A 21,991-nucleotide genomic window follows, 5' to 3' on the forward strand; every position below is an offset into this window, starting at 1 on the left:
ACCAAGTCTTATCGCATAAAACGTGGCATTGAACCTTCGGCAGCCGCAGCGGCAATTTCCTCCATGGCTTTTGCAACAGCATCATCAGAAGAAGCCCCTATATGATACCGAGCAGCAGCTGCCGCCTCAGGCACCGCATTGGATACAGCTACGGAATGAGGAACAAGCTGCAGCATTTCGAGATCATTGAGGTTGTCGCCAAAGACCACCACATCATCTAGCGATATACCCAATGATGCCGCCAAAGCACGCACACCGTTAGCCTTACTCCATCCTTTCGGCGCAACATCAAACCAATCATTGATGGACTTGCGCGGATCAAGATCGGGATAAACCGCTGCAAGAATTGCTTCCATCTCTTCGCGTGTTACATATGCTGCGTCATAGCAGAATGAGACTTTCGTCAAACGCCAATCATCTGGTATGTCATCCGAAACCTCATAGCCATAGGGAAAGACAAGCGAATTGTCCATGAGAGCACAGGGGACAGACCCCAAGCCAACCAAAACGGGCGGCGTCGCTTCATCGTCGGGATTCTCAACAACAAGTGCAGCTGAAGGCACATCACGCAAAGCTTCTACCGTTTTTTCAAGAATATCTCTATCAAATTCCCAGGCTGCTACCAGCTGCCCATCGGCATAAACTTCCAGACCATTTGAAGCCACTGCAGTTTGTGTGCACACATCATCAAATCGGAAGAAGCGTCGCAAGCTGCCCAAAGCCCTGCCGCTTGCTGGTCCAAATCGAATACCCTGATCGGCAAGCGCATGGATAGCCTGCATTCCACGATCGCTTACTTCCTCCGCTCCGAATGGCACAATGGTATTGTCGAGGTCAGTCAGAACGAGTTTTATCATGCTTCCTCCGTAGGTTAGCCTCGTGCTTGCTGCGGATTTTTACTGCTGTGGCACGGTGAACTTTGCTACCAGGTGTTCGAGAATATCGACGGTCTTCTCCAAGCTGGCAACCGGCACAAACTCCCGAACTGAATGAGCGTTATACCCACCGGTAGCAATATTGGGGCATGGAAGGCCGCGGAAAGTGAGGCGAGCACCATCAGTGCCGCCACGCACCGCCACGATAAACGGCTCAACGCCCACCTCGCGATTGGCTTCAAGTGCGTTTGTAATAAGAAACTCGCGATCCTTAAAATGGTTCCCCATGTTCCGGTACTGCTCGTGCAGTTCAATCTCAAACGTACCGGCACCATATTTGTTATTGAGAAACGCGACAACATCGCGCATTGTCTGCTGACGCTCTTCAAAGCGCTGGTCGTCAAAATCGCGAATGATATATGAGATGGTTGCCTCACCAGCGGTGCCATTAAGTTCGGTGGCGTGATAATACCCTTCACGCCCTTCTGTGTGCTCCGGACGCTCCCATTCTGGCAGCAACGAATCAAACTCTCTTAAAAGTGTGAGAGCATTTACCATAATATTCTTTGCGCTGCCCGGATGAACCATTGTTCCGTGAGCCGTTATCTGCGCAGATGCCGCAGAAAAACACTCATAGTTAAACTCACCCAACGCCTCGCCATCTACAGTGTATGCCCAAGGCGCACCAAAGCTGTCCAGATCGAGCAGGCTTGCACCATGACCAATCTCCTCGTCGGGCACAAAGGCAATCGCAAGCCGAGGATGCTTGAGCGAAGAGTCTTTCGCCAGTCGGGCGATAAGGGCAACAATGGCAGCAACGCCGGCCTTATCATCTGCTCCCAAGAGCGTCGATCCGTCTGAGCACACAATGTCCAAGCCAACAAACTGTTTGAGGTCTGGCACCTCTTCTGGTGTGGTTTGAATGGTTGTGCCATTTACCACACCTGCAACCAAAGGGCCTCCCTCATAGTGCACCACATGCGGGCGCACACCTGAGGCTGGAGCATCGGGCGAGGTATCTATGTGGGCACAGAGTCCAAGTGCCGGGAGATCTTCTAAACCTTCGCTTGCCGGAAAATGAGCAGTAACGTAGGCATGCTCATCTGCTTGTGCATCGGCGCAACCAAGATCGCGCAGCTCCTCTGCAAGTAGACGTGCCATATCATGCTGGCAAGCAGTTGAAGGTGTCTGATTTTCTTGGTGTTCATCAGATTGAGAATCCACCTGAACATACCGAAGGAATCTCTCTAAAACATCGCTTCTGGACCCATCTTCCATAGCTGCTGCCCTTTCGTATTGGGATTAATTGTCTATCACCCCGATGGTACCGCGATATATGCAGCATTCAAAAGATGGTTTTAAAGTTGTGTATATGCTTACAACTTATACGTATCGTTACAATTCTCGTCTTTCATACAGTTTGATAGAAACAGCAATAGAAAGCGTAAGAACAAGAGCTGCAATTACAATTGCTGCCACACACCACATAGCAAGACCCTGCGGTGTCTCCAAAAATGCAAAGAACTGCCTTAATGATTCCATTGAAATGGCACCGCTTTCGAACAAACCGCTTCCACCAAAGAGAAGAAACGGCGCGATAAAAAGCACAATAGTAATAAGCGGAACCCATTGCGTCGCTTTTGTCTGCCCAAAACGAACGTAAATGGGGGTTTCTACACTCGCAACAACAACCCCCATGAGCATGCAAAACATCATCGTGAATATCACCGTCATCACATGCTCTTGCGTAAGAGCAAACAATGACTGAATATCCAAAGATACGTTAAGAACGGAAACAACAATACTCAATCCAAGGGTGCCGATAAGCCCAACAAGCATCCCGGAAATGCCCAGGGTAACTATTACGGCATACCGACCAAGAATGACATCGCGGCGGCTGACCGGCAAGGTAAGCCGGTAAAGCCCCCAGTTGTTTTGCTCGTCATAGGCGGCCGTAGAGAGTGCCCCCATAATGAAATACAGCATGCAGAGAAGACCTGGTACAGCCACAATCGAGTGCATACCCACGCTAAGACAAATAGCAATAAATAAGCCAAGACCCAGCAGCTGACGAGCATAGTCGCGCAGAACAGTCATTTCAATCAAGTAGGCACGCCTCATTGACGCACACCACCTTTCAAGATGAATGTCATATATTCATCAATCGTCATACGATCACAGGGGATTTCTGGATAGCGCCGCAAAAAGTCGTATCTATGAGGAACACAGAGGTCAATACCGTAGTCTCGACGCAGATAGCGCACCTGCTCCCCTTCGTTTTGTGCTGCAAGCACGCGTTCAAAATCTGTAAGGCGACAATGAGCTATGCCCATCTCGTCGGTAATGGCGTCTTTTTCCATATCAAAAAGAATGCGGCCTTTATCAATACACACCACCCTATCTGCAATTCTTTCTAGATCGCTCGTTATGTGGCTGGAGAGAAGCACACCATGATCATCTTGGGCAACATACTCAAGGAGCAAGTCGAGTATTTCATCGCGAGCCATCGGATCGAGGCCCGCCGTTGCTTCATCGAGCACCAGCACGCGCGTTTGATGGCTCAGCGCACAAGCAAGGCTGAGCTTCATTCCCATTCCTCGGGACAGCTCTTTTACCGCTTTTGACTCATCCAGATCGAATAGCTTGGTAAACTCGGCAAACCTTTGCGCGTTCCAGTTGCTATAGGCACGAGAACAAACTCGACCGACATCCGATACTTTCAAATGTCCCGGCACCGAGACAGTATCAAATACAACGCCAACTTCCTCTTTTACCTGCGCGTTATTCTTTGAGAGTGTTGAGGAGTTACAACCAAGCAGTGTTGCCTTACCTCCATCAAGGGTGATAAGACCAAGTATCGCTTTAATAGTCGTGGACTTACCGGCGCCATTTTGCCCGATAAAACCTACAACTTCACCTTCATGAACCTCAAGCGAAACGCCATCCAACCGAAAGCCGTCATACTGTTTCGAAATATCGTGTGCTGAAATGAGCACCTCATCCCCAAAGGCAGCGACACTCATACTTACTCGCTTTCCATCATGGTAGATAACATCTCAAGAAGCTCTTCATCAGAAAGCCCAAGAGCACGGCCTTCGTTTACAGCCTGCTCCAAGAGCGCCTCCACTGCGCGCAAATGCTCTTCTCGTATGAGCTCTGCATTGCCACCTGCAACAAAACAACCCTTGCCGCGAACCGTCTCTATAAGACCCGCCGCTTCAAGATCGGCATAAGCACGCTTCGTGGTAATAACACTCACGCGCAAGCCATTTGCAAGGGCACGAATACTTGGCAGTTGCTCTCCCTCTTTAAGTTCACTCGAGAGGATAAGGGCTTTTATCTGCGAAGCTATTTGCTCATAAATGGGCTTATCGCTCGAATTTGAGATGACAATATCCACCCGACCATTTCCTCCTGCACTTATAAAATCATGCAAGCAAATTTGCTTTGAACCGGTAAGGCGTCCCTTATATCCGGCCTGGCTTCAGAGCGTCCTCCTCTGCTTAATCTGAGCATACTGTATATGCTGTATATACACAATATATTTTTTAAGATTTCTTATCTACTCGGTGGCTGGACATATTGAAAAAAAGCGCCTGTGCAGTTCTTTTGCACAGGCGCTTTCTTACTCAAATAGCAAAATGCTGGTATGGAGAACCCTACTTCTTGCTGTCTATAACTCCAGAAGCACGCTTGGCAGCAGCACGCTTAGCGGCCTCAATGCGAGCAAGCTGCTCATCAGAAAGATTGAGGGCAGGTTCCTCACCAGATCCACAGCCATGAGCAGAGCAGGATGTGCCTGCCCCTTCTTGGGCTGCAAAAGGCTCTTCAACGTACGGAGAAACTACGTGCAAGGTAGGATCGGCAGGGTTTTCGATACGGAAGCCATCATTGGGGTCTGCACCATATGCATTCAATTCGTTTGCAGATCGTGCATCGTCAGCAAAAGCCTCCGCAAGGCCCTTGCCGCCTCCCTGCTGCTCGTGCAAACGCCGGTAGTTTTCCTTCGCAACAGAGATCATCAGCTTAATACGGTTCAGCTGGTTTACCTCAGAGGCACCCGGGTCATAGTCAACAGCAACAATATTGCTCTCGGGATGCATCTGACGCAGACGCTTGATCACCGATTTGCCAACAACGTGGTTTGGCAAGCAGGCAAAGGGTGAGCAGCACACGATGTTGGGTGTTCCGTGCTCAATCAGATCGATCATCTCGGCAGTGAGCAACCAGCCCTCACCCATCGTGTTGCACAGCGAAAGCACGCGCTCGGCCTTCTCTGCCAATTCATGAATGGGCTCATAGGGCTCAAAACGCTCGCTCGCCTCGAGCATTTTGTCAATCGGTCGACGCATCGACTGGACAAGATCAATGCCCGCCTTGTGTGTCAGACGGCTTGTGAACTTAGTTCCCAGCTCGCGCTTCATATTTATCTGGTTGCTCATGCCAAACAGGAAGAAGTCGAGCAGTCCCGGAACATTGGCTTCGCAGCCTTCGGACTCAATAACCTGAACAGCCTGGTTGTTTGCGGTTGGATGGAACTTTACAAGGATCTCTCCAACAACACCAACGCGAGGCTTGGAACGGTCATTTACCAGCGGCAACGCATCAAATGCCTCAACGGTTTCACGGCAGAAGTTATAGAAGCCACTGCGCTCGACGGTGGGGAGCAAATCGCGTGCACGCGCCATGAAGGTGTCGTACAGAGCATTGGCTGAGCCCTCTTCTGCCTCGTACGGACGCACGCGATAGAGCAGCTGCATAATAAGGTCGCCATACAGCAAGGCATATACTGCGCGAAGGATAAGGCCCGGCTTCTTGATGTCAAAACCGGAGTTCTTCTCATCAAGCGTCTTTGCAACAGAAAGTGAAATAACCGGAATTTCGGGATGTCCAGAATCCTTTAAGGCCTTGCGGATAAGAGCAATGTAGTTGGTTGCACGGCATCCGCCACCCGTCTGAGAAATAATAACGGCAGTCTTGGAGAGATCGTATTTACCACTCTCGATAGCCTCCATAATCTGGCCGGTTACCAGAATAGACGGATAGCAAATATCGTTGTTTACATACTTCAGGCCCGCCTCAACTGCACCGTGGTCAACCGAAGGCAGCAACACCATGTTGTAGCCGTAGGCATGCATAATGGGCTCAACCAGGTCGAAGTGAATGGGTGCCATCTGCGGACAAAGGATGGTGTAGCCCTCTTCACGCATTGCCTCGGTAAACTCGACCTTATCCCACGCAGCGCTCTCGGATTCACGATACACCGGCACCTGAGCGTCTTCGCCAGGCTCGGACGCCGGACGCACATGCTCAAGCGAACCGTCAGCCATGCGCACATCAACCGGTGCAGCTTCGTGCAAACGGCCAGCTTTTGCCTCTTCCTCAAGCTCTTCGCGCTGCTCGTTTAAGGCTGCCATCAGAGAACGGATACGAATACGTGCTGCACCAAGGTTGGAAACCTCATCGATCTTGAGCACGGTATAAATCTTTCCAGAGGCCTCAAGAATCTCCTGTACCTGGTCGGTTGTCAGAGCATCGAGACCACAGCCAAACGAGTTGAGCTGGATAAGATCGAGGTCATTACGTGTGGCAACAAAACGTGCTGCACGATACAGGCGGGAATGATACATCCACTGGTCTACCACGCGAATAGGACGCTCGGGACGCATCTTATGCGCGACGGAATCCTCGGTAAGCACCGCAAAGCCGAACGAATTAACGAGCTCAGGAATGGCATGGTTAATTTCAGGATCGTTATGATATGGACGACCTGCAAGCACGATACCATGTGCATGGTGCTCTTCGATCCAAGCGAGTGTTTCGTCACCCTTCTCCTGCATGGTGCGCTTAAACTCGAGATCTGCTTCCCAGGCAATATTGACCGCGCGATCAACCTCGGCACGCGTAATGTGCTCGCCACGGAACCTACCGCGTCCCTTAGCTGCATCTTTCTCGCGGCGCACGCTTACCAACTCATAGAGACGACGCTTAAGCTCGCGTTTCTTGTCATAAGGAATGAACTCGTCGATAAACTCAACCGAAGGATCGGCAAGCTCGTCAACATTCAGACCAAGTGCCTGCGGATAGCTCATAACAATGGGGCAGTTGTAATGGTTGCCTGCAGTCTCATCCTCCTGGCGCTCCCAACGAATGCAGGGCATCCAGATAAAGTCAGGATCTTTTCCGAGCAGGTTCATAATGTGGCCGTGAGAGAGCTTGGCAGGATAGCACACACTCTCAGATGGCATGGACTCAATACCAGCCTCATAGGTCTTTTTGCTGGAATTGTCGGAAAGCACCACCGAGAAGCCAAGTTCCGTAAAGAATGCGTGCCAGAACGGATAGTTCTCGTACATGTTAAGGGCACGCGGAATACCCACCGTACCACGAGGAGCACTATCGGGATCAAGCACTGGTCTATCAAACAGCAGCTGATTCTTAAAGGCAAAGAGATTGGGTGCCTCAGTTTTACGACCCTTACTACCAGCGCCCTTCTCACAGCGGTTGCCGGTAATAAAGCGATGTCCGCCACCAAAGTCATTGATCGTGAGCAGGCAGTTGTTTGAGCAACGGCCGCAATGCACATTGGTGTGCTTAACTTTCAGATTGTCGATCTCTTCACGAGAGAGCAGTGTAGAGGTGCCATTTTCACCAGCACGATCACGAGCGAGCAGAGCTGCACCATACGCGCCCATGCAGCCAGCAATGTCTGGACGAATGACATCGCGGCCCGTAAGCAGCTCAAAAGCACGCAGTGTTGCATCAGACATAAACGTGCCGCCCTGTACAACAACATATTTGCCGATCTCGTCAAAGTCGCGCAGCTTAATAACCTTAAACAGGGCGTTCTTAATAACGGAATAGGAAAGTCCCGCAGCAATATCGCCGACGGTTGCTCCCTCTTTTTGCGCCTGCTTAACACGGCTGTTCATAAAGACCGTGCAGCGGCTGCCCAAATCAACCGGTTTGCGAGCATGCACGGCTTCTTTCGCAAATTCAATAACATCCATGTTCATGGACTTAGCAAAGCTCTCGATAAAGCTACCGCAGCCAGAAGAGCAGGCCTCATTGAGCATGATGTGTTCGATCACGCCATTGCGGACCTGCAAACACTTCATGTCCTGGCCACCAATATCCAGGATGAACTCAACATCTGGCACAAATGCCTTTGCACCACGCAGGTGCGCTACGGTTTCGATTTCTCCAGAGTCTGCACGAAGTGCCTCAATCAGCAGTGCTTCACCGTAGCCAGTTGTTGTTACATGGCCAATGGTGCAGCCTTCAGGAATGTGAACGTAAAAATCATCCATGATCACGCGCGCGGTGCCCAAAATGTCACCATTGTTTGAGCCATACCACGTGTGCAGAAGCTGGCCGTCTTCACCCACCATTGCAGCTTTCATAGTGGTAGAGCCAGCATCAATGCCGATAAACACGCGACCCTTATAGCCGGCAAGATCGCCTCTTGGTACCACCTGAGCGTTATGGCGCTCTTTAAACTCGTCATAGGCCTCAGCGTCTTCGAAAAGCGGCTGGAGACGCTCCACCTCAGAACCCTGGGTATCACCCAGATTCTCAAGAGCTTCAATAACACTTGCAAACGTCACGATCTTGTCAGACTCACCAGCAAGTGCCGCGCCAGTCGCTACAAACAAGTGGGCATTCTCAGGAACAATGCGGTGCTCTTCATCCAAATCAAGCGTCTCATAAAAACGATGGCGCAGCTCAGAGAGGTACTGTAACGGACCGCCGAGAAACGCGACATAGCCACGAATTGGGTGACCACAGGCAAGGCCGGAGACCGTCTGGTTAGCCACCGATTGGAAAATGGAAGCGGCAACATCTGCCGGTGCAGCGCCCTCATTCAGAAGAGGCTGGACGTCAGACTTTGCAAATACGCCGCAGCGGCTTGCAATGGGATAGATATGGGTTGCATTTTTCGCAAGCTCATTCAAACCGGAAGCATCGGTATGAAGCAGGGTTGCCATCTGATCGATAAACGCACCGGTACCACCTGCGCATGTGCCGTTCATGCGCTGCTCAATGCCATTATCAAAATAGATGATCTTGGCATCCTCGCCACCAAGCTCAATTGCACAATCGGTCTGAGGAATAATGGTTTCAACGGCTCGCTTAGACGCGATAACTTCCTGCACAAACTCAAGATCCAGCCATTTGGCCAGCAAAAGACCGCCAGAGCCAGTAATGGATACGCGCATGGGAGCATCGCCCAAAACACCGCGAGCTCGCTCAAACAGAGCCTTTGCGGTTGCACGAACATCGGTATGATGGCGCTCATAATTGGCGTAGACAAGATGATTTGCTTCATCAATAACAGCGAGCTTTACCGTTGTGGAACCAACATCAATTCCCAAACGCAGATGTGCATGGGAAAAATCAACGGGGTTGGCAGGTTTAAGCTCTGCGCCGTCAGCAACCAGCTTTAACGGGTGAGCAGCAGTTGATTGCTCCATATTTGAAAGTTTGTGGTTAGTCATCGGTTTCCTCCCTAGCGCCACGAAAGCAACGCTGTTCTCCGAATGGCCTTCGGTAAATTACAACGTGATAAAAGACAGGCGTTACTCGGGTTGCGGACGAGCACGTTCTGAACGATCGTGCTTTGCCCAAGGCGGACGAATTGAACGTCGGGCAAGTGCAAGCCCAATACCATGTACATCAAAATCAATGCTTTTCCCGTAGAGGTCGCCCGGTCGGACAAACATAAGCGCTGTCATAACGCGTGCCATTGTGCGAGCACTTTCACGTCTACCGGTTGTAAGCCATCGAACGAGAACGCCAACTTCGGCAGAAATGGCATACGTCAAGTAATAATCAAAGAACGCGCCAACAGCCTCTGAATCCAAACCTTCAAGCGCACGCGCAGAGACAACTTCGCGGACAAGAGCCTCTAAACGCTTGGCGAATGCCGGATCTCCCCCATCGCCCAGAAGCGGCCCCAGATACGAACCGCGCTCGCCCAAAAACTCAAGCAGTTCTACAGAACCAGGACAAGGCTCCAGATGACGGATAGCCCGACTCAACTCATCAAGATGTACGGCAGCAATTTGCGCCACGTAAGGACGAAGCGCTTCCACCGTTTCGTTTTCTACTTGTGAAACAAGATCAGGGATATCTCGAAAATGCGAATAAAACGTACGACGCGTGAGGCCAGCACGATCGCTTACCGCCGTAACGGTGACACGAGAAAGGTCCCCCGTTAAATCTATTTCCGCTGCAAGAGCATCTCGTAATAGCTCACGAGAACGAGCTGTTCTCGGGTCTATGTGCTCCGTAACGTGTGTACTTCCTTGCATGTACCTCCCTTTGCACACCCTGCCTCATGGCAACGTGTGACTTTCTACACAGCATGGGAAGTATTGCACAGTGTGAGAAAAACTTCAGCGAAAGTGGGTTGCAGACATGATTCTTCCTCATATCACCATGAATAAACAATGGCTCATAACAGGCACGCTGTTTTTTATTAACTTATATTTTTACTCAAATTATTACTTTTATTCAAAATCTATCTTATTTAATTCGAATTTTTGCAAAATTGAGTCATAAATGCGAAATGTATGTAACGAATTCACGTTTAGATACATACCGCTCTCTCAATTGGCACAAACTGCTTGGACATGTTTTGCCCAGATGACTTAGAACCACGAGTTATTGAAGCAAACATACATACCCTGCTATGGAGGTAATGGCAATAAGGATGGTGAGCCCCCATGAAACTAAAGCACATGAAAAAGGGTTTGTTAGGCAGTGTCGCTTTACTTGCTGCTCTTGGTATTGCGGCAGTACTCTCAATTTCAGGATGCTCAGACTCCACAACATCAAACTCAAACACTTCTGATGCATCCGGTTACAACCTGGTAGAAGATGGCAAACTTACTATGATTTCCAACTTCTACTTTCCTCCGTTTGTTTATATGGATGATCAAACCGGGCAACAGATGGGTTTTGACGTAGATCTGTACTACGCAATTTGCGACAAGCTTGGTCTCGAGCCCAATATTTTGCCAACCGTACAGTTTGACACCATTGTTCCCACCATCCGACAGGGCGGCAAAGCTGATGTATCCCTTGGTGCTATCACCATTACCGACGATCGTCTTGACGAAGTTAATATGAGTGACCCCTACATGGATTCCAATCAGGCAATCGTGGTACCTGCGTCCGCTGGTGACATTACCGCTGAGGATCTTAATGTTGCAGGTACTCAAATCGCTGTGCAGGCAGGAACAACTGGCGAGGCGTGGGCTCGTGAAAATCTTCCTAACGCTACCGTAGTTCCACTCGACGATATTATTCAGTGCCTCACAGGTGTTCAGACAGGCCTTTACACTGCTTCTGTTTGCGATCTGCCTGTTGCTCAGTATGAGATCCAGGTTGGTTACTCCGATTTGAAAGTCACGCAAGAAATTGCCACAGGCGAACAGTACGGCGTTGTTATTTCTAAGGACAATCCCGAACTCACCGCCGCCATCAATAAGGCCCTTCAGGAGCTCGAAGACGATGGCACCATCGACCAACTCGAACAGAAGTGGTTTGGCACGACGCTTTAAGATTTCATTCATCAGGAGATGGTTTTCGTGAAGATATCTAGCCCTCTTTCTCGTCGTGTCTTTCTTGGCACCTGCGGGCTCGGTATAGAAGCAACGCTTGCAGGTTGTTCGGGATCAAATCAAACAAGCGGCAACAGCTCCGCTGCCAGCGGCGATTCCTATTCGCTTGTCGAACCCGGTAAACTCACACTTGTATCAGAGTTTTACTACCCGCCGTTTGAAATGCTGAACGACGATAATCAGCCAGAAGGCTTTGATATAGATGTGTATGGCGCAATTTGCGACAAAATGGGTCTTGAGCAGAACATCCTGCCCAACATGAAGTTTGATGCCATTATTCCGACCATCAAACAGGGTGGTAAAGCAGATGTTGCACTGGGTTGCATCATTATTACCGACGAGCGCCTTGAGCAGGTGGACTTCTCCGACCCATATATGGATTCCAATCAGGCACTTGTGGTCCCCGCTACATCTGACATCTCTAATACAGAACAGATCGATGTTGAAAACAACAAAGTCGCTGTTCAGTCGGGTACTACAAGTGAGGCTTGGGCAGAGGAAAACATTTCTAAAGCCACTATCGTGCCGCTCGACGATATTGTTCAAGGTCTTACTGGTGTTCAAACCGGTCTTTACAATGGTATTTTGCTTGATCTTCCTGTAGCAAATTACGAGATTCGAATTGCCTATAACGACCTTAAAATTGCCCAGGAAATTCCCACTGGTGAACAGTGTGGTGTGGCTATTTCTAAAGATAACCCCAACCTCACCAAAGCAGTAAACAAAGCTATTGAAGAAATAAAGGCCGACGGAACGCTCGACCAACTCGAACAAAAGTGGTTTGGCACGACGCTTTAAGATCTCTTTTTTTACGACACTCCCGCATGGCGCTTCTCATAGTGCGCTATGTGGGAGTATTTTTTACAGCTACTTGCCATTTATTTGCAGTAAACCTCACATCAATTGCAATTTCTTGTCTATGGTTGTGTAATGCAGGGCCTACGATAGCCATACGATGTCGAATCAATCCCACGAAAGAGCAGCAATGAGCGAAGGCAAGCACGCAAGCACAGCATCACACCACTCAAACAAACACAATAAACGTGTACTTGTTATTTGTGGTCTCCTATTGGCTGCAGCTCTTGTATGTGTTATTGCATTTCCCGCCCCGCGCACCGCACTTCTCAGCGCATTCGGTATTTCCTCAAACAACAGTCAAACAGAAACCTCGCAAGACTCCAACGCACAAGATAATGCAGAGGTGCTTGACCGCACCAGCAATAACACCTCGAATGAGGCGGCTTCTGACAACCAAACTTCTACCAACAAGGATGCCGGGGATACCACCCCGCTCGATACCAGTGCTTCCGCCTCTGTAGTAACCGTCACTACACCGGAGCAAATAACCGTCAATGCACCTGATGGATTTGTAGAAACACCGAGCTATGCGCAGGTAGCGAGTGCACTTTCGGACATTCAAGCACAGAATTACAACCTCAGCTTTGTGATGCTCGATCTCTCCAGCGGCAGAAGCATGTCATACAACGCCGATGAACGTCTTTACCCTGCAAGTTCCATTAAGGCTGCCTATTGCACCATGGTGATGGAGAATAACGGCGGTTCGGCAGGCATGGCTTCAACTATTGAGGATTGCCTGGTCAATTCATCCAATGATGCGTTTCATACCCTCATAGACACCTTTGGACTTTCTTCCTACGGTGCTTGGCTCGAAGCACATGGCGCACCTCAAGCCGGAAGTGACGCCTATGTGTATTACTACCCCTGGATCTCTGCTAATGAGTTTTCTGCCATCTGGCAGGAGATATGGCGCTATGGCACATCCGAAGAAGCTGGAGGTGCTGAGCTTGGCTCATATTTAGCGCAAACCAACCATACTGCTATGGGAGATCTTCTTCGCGACTCGTATGAAGTGTGGAGCAAACCCGGTTGGTATCCCGCCGATGGCAACGGATTAGAAGCCACCGTGGATGCCGGCGTAGTCTTTTCCGACTGTGGCCCCTACGTTCTTATCGTCATGAGCAATGCAAGCGAAGATTTTGATGCTCTTTTGCCGCTTATTGATGCTCTCAATGCTGCTCATGGCAAAATGTGCGGGGGCAGTTCGGTACTCTTTATACGGTAGAATGCATGCGTTTGAAGGACAAACCCCTTTTACTGAGCATTTCTTGCAATGAGCTCTAAGCCTGAGGAGGTCTTGTGGCTATCACGTTTGAAGAGGTTACCGAGACACTAAGCATGGTGTCGCGTCAGCACCTCGATATTCGCACCATCACAATGGGAATCAATCTCTCGAGCTGTGCGGATTCTGATCTCTCCAAAATGTGCGACAAGGTATACGAGAAAATCGTCACTACCGCTAAAGACCTTGTTCCAGTAGCGGAAGCGCTTGAGCGCGAATACGGTATTCCTATCGTAAACAAGCGCATTTCAGTTACACCCATTGCTCAAATTGCTGCCGCATGCTCAGACAACGATCTCACACCGCTTGCGCATGCTATGGATCGTGCTGCCGAAACTTTGGGCATCGATTTTATGGGCGGTTTTTCCGCTCTTGTCCATAAAGGAATTGGCAATGCAGATAAACGCCTGATTGCGTGCATCCCTGAAGCATTGGCTTCCACCGATCGCGTTTGCTCCAGCGTAAATGTTGCAAGCTTGCGCGCAGGCATCAACATGGATGCCGTTTTGCTTATGGCCCAAACGGTGCGTAAGGCAGCAGAGCTCACTGTCGATCAGCAGTGTTACGGTGCAGCCAAACTCGTTGTTTTCTCGAACATGGTGGAAGATTCACCCTTTATGGCCGGAGCCATTCATGGAACTGGTGAAGCAGACGCCGTAATCAATGTTGGTGTTTCTGGCCCTGGTGTTATGGCAGCTGCTCTTGAAGATTTGCCAAAAACAGCCAACATGATGGAAGTTGCCGAGCGCATCAAACAAACAGCCTTTAAGATCACCCGCGCCGGTGAACTTATGAGCCGTGAAGCAGCTCGCCGTCTCAACGTTGAGAAAGGCATTGTCGATCTTTCGCTCGCCCCAACCCCTGCTGTCGGCGACTCCGTTGCACGCATTCTTGAAATAATGGGTGTGGGCGTTTGTGGAGGACCAGGCACTACCTGCGCGCTTGCCATGCTCAACGACGCTGTTAAAAAAGGCGGTGTCATGGCAAGCTCAAGTGTGGGTGGCCTTTCGGGTGCCTTTATCCCCGTTTCAGAAGATGCTGGTATGATTGCCGCTGCAGAATCGGGAGCGCTCTCACTTGAGAAGCTCGAAGCTATGACCTGTGTGTGCTCCGTGGGCCTCGATATGATCGCGGTTCCTGGCGATACCTCTGTGGAGACTTTGGCCGGCATTATTGCAGATGAGATGGCAATTGGTGTTATTAACAATAAGACCACGGCAGTTCGTCTGATTCCGGCTATTGGCCATGGAGAAGGCGAGATGTTGGAATTTGGCGGCCTTTTTGGTTCAGCTCCGGTTATGCATGTTAATCCAAATGCTGGTACCATACTTGCACATCGTGGAGGGCGTTTCCCTGCACCGCTCAATTCACTCAAAAATTAGCTTTCTGTGCCCGTAACGGGTACGAGAGCTTTCAAAAAAACACACCACTACAATGCCTCGTGAGGAGGTGACCTCAGTTTGAAGCAAAAGCGCAGCCATACACACAAAAACGAGCATCGCCTTGCCCGTCTTAGCAGCTCATCTCATGCTGCTTATTCCAAAATGAAGCATTCATTTACATCTGGATCACAGTCACAAAGGCTGCACGTACTTCATAACAAGAGGTCCCTGCGCATTGTCTTGGTCGTTTTTGGGTTTGTGCTCATACTGGGGATTATTCTCATTGTGCGCACGTGCACGAGCGCGCCTTCTCAGGCCACCGAAAGCAACAATGCTGCATCGGAGGAAAGTGCTTCCGACAGCTCCTCTGAAAACGAGATAGTTACGACAACCACACCTGAAGGTATTACCTTCACAGGTCCCGCATCGTTTCCCGACTCTGATGCGTATGCCACGTTAGTTGCAGCTATCGATACGTTCGAATCGAACGGTTTTTCGCTCGGGTTTACTCTTACGGATATCGATTCTGGCAATTCTATTTCATATAACGCTGATCAGACCTTCTATAGTGCCAGCACAATCAAAGCGCCTTATGTCATTGCGCTTTACGAGTCAAACGAGCACTCAATGAATTATCTTGGCTCAAGCGAAACCGTTCAGAACTGTTTGGTGTATTCAGATAATGAAGCCTACGAGTCTCTCCGCAATTCTTATGGCTCCACTTTTATGTACGACTGGCTCGTAGCTGCAGGTTTTTCTGAAGAGGACGCACAGGCACTTTATGGCAGGGGATATGCCGATATCACACCCAACCAACTGGCTGCTATGTGGCTCCATGCCTACGACTACCTCACCAGTGGATCTGCCAATGCATTACAGCTTCAAGAATATCTCGAAGTATCTGAGAACTCATGCATCCATGCACTTACAACAGATACCTATACTGCCTGGACAAAGCCCGGCTGGTATCCCAGCAGCGATTTAGCGGCTACCAACGATGCCGGTATTGTTCAATCAGATTCTGGTACCTACGTAGTGGCCATCATGTCAAATGCACCACAAGATTTTGCAGCTCTTATACCTGTCGTAGATGCGGTAAACATGGCCCATGGAGAGCTTACCGGTGGAAGCACCAGCTCACTCATAACACCACAAACACAGATCCCATCTGATAGTTAGCGCTTAAAACTCGCCCACAAAACGAACTTCCGGCTGCAAGCGCACGCCATTAAGGCGCTCTACCTCATCTTGTACATGCGTGATAACCGCGCGCACATCCGCTGCTGTGGCATTATCAACATTTACAACGAAACCGGCATGTTTTTGTGAGACTTCAGCGCCACCCACACGATAGCCCTGTAAGCCAGCATCAGAAATGAGTTTGCCCGCAAAGTAGCCCTCTGGACGCTTAAAGGTCGATCCCGCGCTTGGTAATTCCAAAGGCTGACGGTTTTCTCGACGAGCTGTTAAATCATCCATCCGAGCACGAATGGCTTCTTCGTCGCCACGGGTAAGGCGGAAGGTGGCAGAAAGCACCACAAGACCGTCGGTGTTAACACGGCTCGTGCGGTATCCAAGTTCAAGCTCATCATTCTTGAGATCGAGCACTTCGCCGTCGGGCGTAAGCACACGCGCCTCTTCAAGCACATCGGAAATTTGACCATCATAGGCCCCGGCATTCATAAAGACAGCACCACCAACAGTGCCAGGAATACCACAAGCAAACTCAAGCCCGGTAAGACTAAGGGCGCACGCCATCTCTGCAGCATCGGAAAGCGTAACCCCCGACTGGCATACCATGCGCTCGCCATCTACCAAAAGATCATCAAAGGCATCAGCCATGCAGATAATAACGCCTCGATAGCCCTTATCTCCCACAAGCAGATCTGAGCCGCGCCCTAAAATAAAATAAGGCACGCCTAAATCCCGGCATATGTTTACAGCCGAAACAACGCGGTCGGGTGAATCGGGCGTTACATAGACATCTGCAGGGCCACCAATTTTAAACGTGGTGTGATTGCACATAGGCTCATCGAGAAGTACATCGCCAGGCCCCATTGCACGTTCAAGCCGTGCCACAAGAGCAGAACGAGAAAGATCGGGCGTATCACTGCCATGGTCGTCGGCCATGATGAGGTTCACTCCTTCAATATCTGTGCAAGTGAAACTTTATAAGACGTATCGTTTCACTCCTTACATGCTCCATAAAGTATACCCGCCATGTCCACAAAGCTCATCTTTATCTACTTTCTGACATATAAGCGTGCTATAGTTCCGTATCAGTTTCAGGGCGGGGTGCAATTCCCCACTGGCGGTAACGGCACTAGAGCACAAGGCTCTACAAAGCCGAAGTCCGCGAGCCGCAAATGCGGTTGATCCGGTGAGATTCCGGAACCAACGGTAACAGTCCGGACGGAAGAAACGGAGGCCATGTATGGCAACCACTACCCCTATGCGGCACGACACTCATTCAACTACGGCTCAAGGCACCTGGTCGACCAAGCGCATTGCCGTAACAGCTCTTTTGTGTGCTGTTTCTCTTGTCTGCACCCTTATGCTGGAATTCCCCATTATTCCTGGCATCAATTGGTTGCAGTATGACCCATCGGCTATCATCGCCCTGCTCGCTGGATTTGCCTTTGGCCCAGCCACAGGAGCCGTCGTTTCCATTCTGCCTTACTTAGTACACCTGGCCACTATGAGCGGTGTATATGGAACCATCATGGCTATCTTGGCTACTTTTACACTCGTTATGCCAGCATCACTCATATACAGCCACAACAGAAGCCTGCGTGGCGCTATCTTAGGCCTTGTTGTGGGTGCTGTCGTATGCCTCGTAGCTTGTATCGTAGGCAATATCCTTATTACCCCGCTGTATATGGATATCTCTGTGCAGGGCGTGATTGACACAATCGTGCCTATACTTCTTCCTTTTAACCTTGCAAAAATTGCCATCAACTGCGTGGTAACTGTCCTGATCTACAAGCCTGTTACCAAGGTTCTTTCGGCATAAATCGCATCTAAAACTGTACTCCATACCATGACACACACTAAAAACGATAAACCCTTAGCACGTCTCTCACATATAAAGTTTCAATATGAGCATGGCACCATTGCATTGGATGATGTTTCTTTTGAGCTCATGCCTGGAGAGTGCGTCTGTATACTCGGCGCAAACGGGTCCGGTAAGTCTACGCTTGCTTCAGTGCTTACCGGGCTTGCTGCTCCCGATACGGGAACCGTAGAACTGGTTGGACAAACAGTCTGTAAAGACGGACAAGCCGATTTTGAGGCATATCGACAGGCACGAAAAGCGCTTGGTCTTGTCTTTCAAAACCCCGACGATCAGCTCGTAACGTCGGTGGTTGCAGACGATATAGCCTTTGGTCCAGAAAATCTCGGCGTTCCCCCCGAGGTTATTGGCGCTCGTGTTGAGCGTGAACTCAAACGCGTGGCTATGAGCGATTATGCTCAGGCCGACCCGGCGCATCTTTCCGGAGGACAAAAACAACGTGTTGCCATTGCAGGAGCACTTGCCATGGAGCCGCAACTTCTTGTTCTTGATGAGCCCGGTGCGTTGCTTGACGTACGCGGACGCAATTCAATCATGCGCGTCATTAAACGTCTGCATGACGCTGGTGTTGCAATTGTTCATGTAACGCATTTCATGGATGAAGCGCTTGCAGCCGACCGTGTGCTCGTTATGTCCCATGGCCATATTGTGCGCGAAGGTACCCCTCAAGAGGTTTTTTCTGAGCCTCTCAACTCTTTTGGTCTTGAGGCACCCTTCGCCGCACGCCTTGCCGAGCATTTGCAGCATAGAGGCCTTCCTGTTGCATGGACATGCAGAGAAGATGTTCTTGTTCAAGAGCTTGCTGGAATCGCCACTTTGCAGGCATCTACAGCAAATCCTATTCATAATCCAGTCTCATTGCCTATCTCTTCAAAGCGCGTCTCTTCAACGCCTGTGCAAAATAACACCAACACTGAAATGGCTATTCTTTGCGATCATGTCTCGTACTCATATGCCCCCCAGGGCAATCAGAATTACCACGTCGCACTTGATGATGTTTCTTTTGCTGTGCCCACAGGTACTACTTGCGCCATAGTGGGACAAACAGGCTCAGGAAAATCTACCCTCCTTCGCCTTTTGTGCGCACTTGAGAAACCGGATAAGGGCCATGTGGTAGTGCTCGGCATTGATACCGCACGCAAGCGAAATCGCCGTCAGCTCTATGGACGTATTGGCTATGTTATGCAGCGTCCTGAACGCCAACTCTTTGCTCAAACTGTCTTTGAAGATGTCGCTTTTGGCCCCAGCAACCTCAAGCTCACCCATGAAGAAGTTAGGCAAAAGACAGAACGCGCTCTTAAACTTGTTGGTCTCTCTGAGCGAAAAGATGCTTCACCCTTCGAGCTTTCGGGTGGACAAAAACGTCTCTGTGCACTTGCAGGCATCCTTGCGATGGAACCCACCATTCTGCTGCTTGACGAGCCAACTGCAGGACTTGATCCCCATGGTCGCCATGAGCTGGAAACTATTCTTAAACGCGTGCATGAGCAGGGCGTTACACTCATTACTGTCACCCATTCCATGGATGATGCCGCACAGGCAGATCAGGTCGTGGTACTCGATCGTTCACACATCCTTATGAACGGAACTCCAGAACAAGTCTTCTCGGTAGAGAATCGTGCGTTACTCAAAGACTCTGGATTGGGACTCCCCCACGCTCTAACCTACAATCTCGCTCTACAAGCCGCCGGCATACACAACCTGGGCAATCCGCTCGATATGGACACGCTGGTTACCCGCATTGTGAGCAATTATTCATACCAAGGGGTGAGCTAACGTGGCATTTCGTATCTCCCTTGGCCAATACTGTGCAGGTAATTCTTTTGTTCACCGACTGGATCCACGCGCCAAACTTGCTATTGCGCTTATTGGCATGATTTCGGTCTTTTTTATATCCAATACGGCTCAGCTGCTTTTTGCCTTCATTGTTTCGCTTGGCATTATTGTGGCCGCACAAGCAGAGCCGAGCAAAGTGCTCAGATCTATCCGCCCTGTGGTAATTATGCTGTTGGTCTTGAGCCTTTTTAATTTGCTTCTTGCTCGCGGCGGCCAGCCCCTCTGGACCTGCGGTCCGTTTGAAATTACTACTGGCAGCATACGCGCCGCACTTCTCTATCCTTTGAGGATGATTCCTGCCGTTATTATCATGGCAGTTCTGCTGCTCACAACAACGCCAACGCAGCTTACCGATGCTTTTGAAGCAGCACTCTCGCCCTTAACGCGCTTTGGGCTGCCAGGTCATGAGCTGGCACTAGTCTTTTCTCTTATGCTGCGCTTTGTTCCGCTGCTGGCTGACGAGACTCAAGCTATTATCGATGCTCAAACAGTGCGTGGTGCATCCTTTAAGCATGGCTCAAATCGGCTGCGCGCCATCAGTTCAATCCTCATCGCGCTGCTTGCAAGCTCTCTTCATCATGCCGATGGACTTTCTCGTGCACTTGACGCTCGTTGCTATGAGGGTGGTAGCGGAAGAACTCATTGGCATCCGTTGGCGTATACGCGCAGAGATTTCATCGCAGCCGTACTGTGCGCCACCTACCTTGTTCTTCTCGCGTTCTTATCAACGATAGGTATGCCAGGACCCTTAGGATAACTTCCCAAGGGTCCTGCGAAACTGTTATATATCTATGAAGCGACGCTTACAGGCGATCTGCGATCTCAAGCACAAGGCGCTCGGTCTTATCCCAGCCTAAGCAAGCATCGGTGATGGACTTGCCGTATACGCCACCATCAACGGGCTGATTGCCGTCCTCAATATACGACTCAACCATAAAGCCACGGAACAGGCGAGCGATTTTGCTTGAACGCGCCACACTATCGAGCACCTCGTTGCAAATACGCACCTGCTCCAAAGGACGCTTGCCCGAATTGTCGTGGTTGCAGTCGATAATAACCGCCGGGTTGGCATATTTCTCGGGCAGATAATTGTCGGCCAAGCGCTCAAGATACTCATAGTGATAGTTCGGGTAGTTAATACCATCCAAACCGACATAGCCTCTGAGCACTGCATGCGCAAGCTCGTTGCCCGAACTCTGGACTTCCCAGTTACGGAAAATGAACGTCTGTGGCTGCTGAGCTGCATAAATCGAATTGAGCATAACCGTTGCGCTGCCACCGGTTGGGTTCTTCATGCCAACTGGATAGGGAACACCACCTGCAACCAAGCGATGCTCTTGATTTTCTACTGATCGAGCACCCACTGCAATGTATGAAAGCAGATCGATAAGATATTGATAATTGTCGGGATACAGCATCTCATCGGCTGTAAAAAGCCCCGTTTCTTCCACCACACGAAGATGCATATGGCGAATAGCCTTAACGCCCTCAAGCAGATCGGGAGCTGCCTCAGGATCGGGATTGTGCAGCAAACCCTTATAGCCCGTACCGTTTGTGCGTGGTTTGTTTGTATACACCCTCGGAATAACAATGAGCTTGTCAGAAACACGCTCAGCCAGAGCTGCAAGGCGTGTTACATAGTCGAGCACCGAGTCTTCACGGTCTGCTGAGCACGGACCGATAATGAGAAGATGCTTGTCAGATTCGCCTTTGATAACTGCGGCTACCTCGGCATCAAATGCAGGCTTGCGAGCTGCCATCTCAGGGGAAAGCGGCATATCCTCACGTATCTCTTTTGGAATGGGCAGCTTTCTCTTGAAATCAAGTGACATACTTCTCCTTCCAGACGCACGGTATACTCGCAGTTACACCCGAGATTGCCAGAGCGTCTCTGTATCTTTTTCCTTGCACCAGCGCGGGGCAAGAAATTAAACGTGCCAAGTTGGAATCCTAGCATCTGTTGGCACTATCAATAACCCGCAATAAAACTGATAACAAATTGTCCTCACGCTATGGATAACTCGCGAGCAACACCTTAGGGTCGTATACTTTTCTGA

Annotated in this window: 17 protein-coding genes and 1 riboswitch; of the genes, 8 read left to right on the forward strand and 9 right to left on the reverse strand. The window is 50.0% G+C overall.

The features are described 5' to 3' along the window. Nucleotides 1–8 precede the first annotated feature (8 nt). The 7 genes from ACQY6Y_RS02140 to ACQY6Y_RS02170 all read right to left on the reverse strand — a co-directional run bounded on the left by ACQY6Y_RS02140 (nt 9) and on the right by ACQY6Y_RS02170 (nt 10,189). Entirely contained in the window at nt 9–857 is an 849-nt protein-coding gene (locus tag ACQY6Y_RS02140; RefSeq protein WP_428378665.1) for an HAD family hydrolase, read from the reverse strand. Between the two features lie 39 nt (nt 858–896). Continuing rightward, nucleotides 897–2,153, reverse strand: a complete 1,257-nt coding sequence (gene pepT / locus ACQY6Y_RS02145) for a peptidase T (RefSeq protein ID WP_428378666.1) — start codon at nt 2,151–2,153, stop codon at nt 897–899. A gap of 117 nt (nt 2,154–2,270) precedes the next feature. After that, nucleotides 2,271–2,996 (reverse strand): ABC-2 transporter permease, encoded by a 726-nt coding sequence (locus tag ACQY6Y_RS02150; protein ID WP_428378667.1) that lies wholly within the window; start codon nt 2,994–2,996, stop codon nt 2,271–2,273. Continuing rightward, complete coding sequence (locus ACQY6Y_RS02155; RefSeq protein ID WP_428378668.1) at nt 2,993–3,898, reverse strand: ABC transporter ATP-binding protein; 906 nt, start codon at nt 3,896–3,898, stop codon at nt 2,993–2,995. The genes ACQY6Y_RS02150 and ACQY6Y_RS02155 overlap by 4 nt, the downstream gene beginning before the upstream one ends. Nucleotides 3,899–3,900: 2 nt before the next feature. After that, nucleotides 3,901–4,275, reverse strand: a complete 375-nt coding sequence (locus ACQY6Y_RS02160; RefSeq protein WP_428378669.1) for a GntR family transcriptional regulator — start codon at nt 4,273–4,275, stop codon at nt 3,901–3,903. A gap of 259 nt (nt 4,276–4,534) precedes the next feature. Beyond that, on the reverse strand, nt 4,535–9,373 hold the full coding sequence (locus ACQY6Y_RS02165) for an acyl-CoA dehydratase activase-related protein (RefSeq protein ID WP_428378670.1): 4,839 nt from the start codon (nt 9,371–9,373) through the stop codon (nt 4,535–4,537). Nucleotides 9,374–9,454: 81 nt separating this feature from the next. Continuing rightward, the gene (locus tag ACQY6Y_RS02170) at nt 9,455–10,189 is read right to left on the reverse strand and encodes a TetR/AcrR family transcriptional regulator C-terminal domain-containing protein (RefSeq protein WP_428378671.1); all 735 of its coding nucleotides are present in this window, start codon (nt 10,187–10,189) and stop codon (nt 9,455–9,457) included. 414 nt (nt 10,190–10,603) lie between these two features. Between ACQY6Y_RS02170 and ACQY6Y_RS02175 the strand changes: the two genes are divergently transcribed. From ACQY6Y_RS02175 to ACQY6Y_RS02195, 5 genes are all read left to right on the forward strand, one after another. After that, on the forward strand, nt 10,604–11,443 hold the full coding sequence (locus ACQY6Y_RS02175; protein WP_428378672.1) for an ABC transporter substrate-binding protein: 840 nt from the start codon (nt 10,604–10,606) through the stop codon (nt 11,441–11,443). A 27-nt stretch (nt 11,444–11,470) separates the two neighbouring features. Continuing rightward, nucleotides 11,471–12,301: an ABC transporter substrate-binding protein gene (locus ACQY6Y_RS02180; RefSeq protein WP_428378673.1), complete on the forward strand. Its 831-nt coding sequence runs from the start codon at nt 11,471–11,473 to the stop codon at nt 12,299–12,301. Between the two features lie 187 nt (nt 12,302–12,488). Next, complete coding sequence (locus ACQY6Y_RS02185) at nt 12,489–13,586, forward strand: serine hydrolase (protein WP_428378674.1); 1,098 nt, start codon at nt 12,489–12,491, stop codon at nt 13,584–13,586. Nucleotides 13,587–13,660: 74 nt separating this feature from the next. Then, a complete protein-coding gene (locus ACQY6Y_RS02190; RefSeq protein WP_428378675.1) occupies nt 13,661–15,025 on the forward strand; it encodes a PFL family protein in 1,365 nt (454 codons plus the stop codon). A 78-nt stretch (nt 15,026–15,103) separates the two neighbouring features. Further along, nucleotides 15,104–16,204, forward strand: a complete 1,101-nt coding sequence (locus tag ACQY6Y_RS02195) for a serine hydrolase (protein ID WP_428378676.1) — start codon at nt 15,104–15,106, stop codon at nt 16,202–16,204. A gap of 3 nt (nt 16,205–16,207) precedes the next feature. Here ACQY6Y_RS02195 and murB read toward each other — a convergent pair whose 3' ends face one another. Next, on the reverse strand, nt 16,208–17,155 hold the full coding sequence (murB, locus tag ACQY6Y_RS02200; protein WP_428378677.1) for a UDP-N-acetylmuramate dehydrogenase: 948 nt from the start codon (nt 17,153–17,155) through the stop codon (nt 16,208–16,210). Between the two features lie 147 nt (nt 17,156–17,302). Continuing rightward, nucleotides 17,303–17,453, forward strand: a riboswitch (FMN riboswitch). Between the two features lie 6 nt (nt 17,454–17,459). Here murB and ACQY6Y_RS02205 point away from each other — a divergent pair. From ACQY6Y_RS02205 to ACQY6Y_RS02215, 3 genes are read left to right on the forward strand one after another with little or no spacing between them, the layout of a single operon-like run. Continuing rightward, nucleotides 17,460–18,038, forward strand: coding sequence for an ECF transporter S component (locus tag ACQY6Y_RS02205; RefSeq protein ID WP_428378678.1), 579 nt, complete (start codon nt 17,460–17,462; stop codon nt 18,036–18,038). Nucleotides 18,039–18,065: 27 nt separating this feature from the next. Continuing rightward, entirely contained in the window at nt 18,066–19,874 is a 1,809-nt protein-coding gene (locus ACQY6Y_RS02210; protein ID WP_428378679.1) for an ABC transporter ATP-binding protein, read from the forward strand. A 1-nt stretch (nt 19,875) separates the two neighbouring features. Further along, complete coding sequence (locus ACQY6Y_RS02215) at nt 19,876–20,691, forward strand: energy-coupling factor transporter transmembrane component T family protein (protein ID WP_428378680.1); 816 nt, start codon at nt 19,876–19,878, stop codon at nt 20,689–20,691. Between the two features lie 46 nt (nt 20,692–20,737). Here the strand turns inward: ACQY6Y_RS02215 and ACQY6Y_RS02220 are convergent, their stop codons facing one another. Beyond that, nucleotides 20,738–21,766 carry a 3-deoxy-7-phosphoheptulonate synthase gene (locus tag ACQY6Y_RS02220; RefSeq protein WP_428378681.1) on the reverse strand — a complete coding sequence of 343 codons (1,029 nt, stop codon included), beginning with the start codon at nt 21,764–21,766 and terminating at the stop codon, nt 20,738–20,740. Between the last annotated feature and the right edge of the window lie 225 nt (nt 21,767–21,991).

The organism is Olsenella sp. Marseille-QA0557 (genome assembly GCF_965119725.1).
Taxonomy (GTDB): domain Bacteria; phylum Actinomycetota; class Coriobacteriia; order Coriobacteriales; family Atopobiaceae; genus Coprovicinus; species Coprovicinus avistercoris.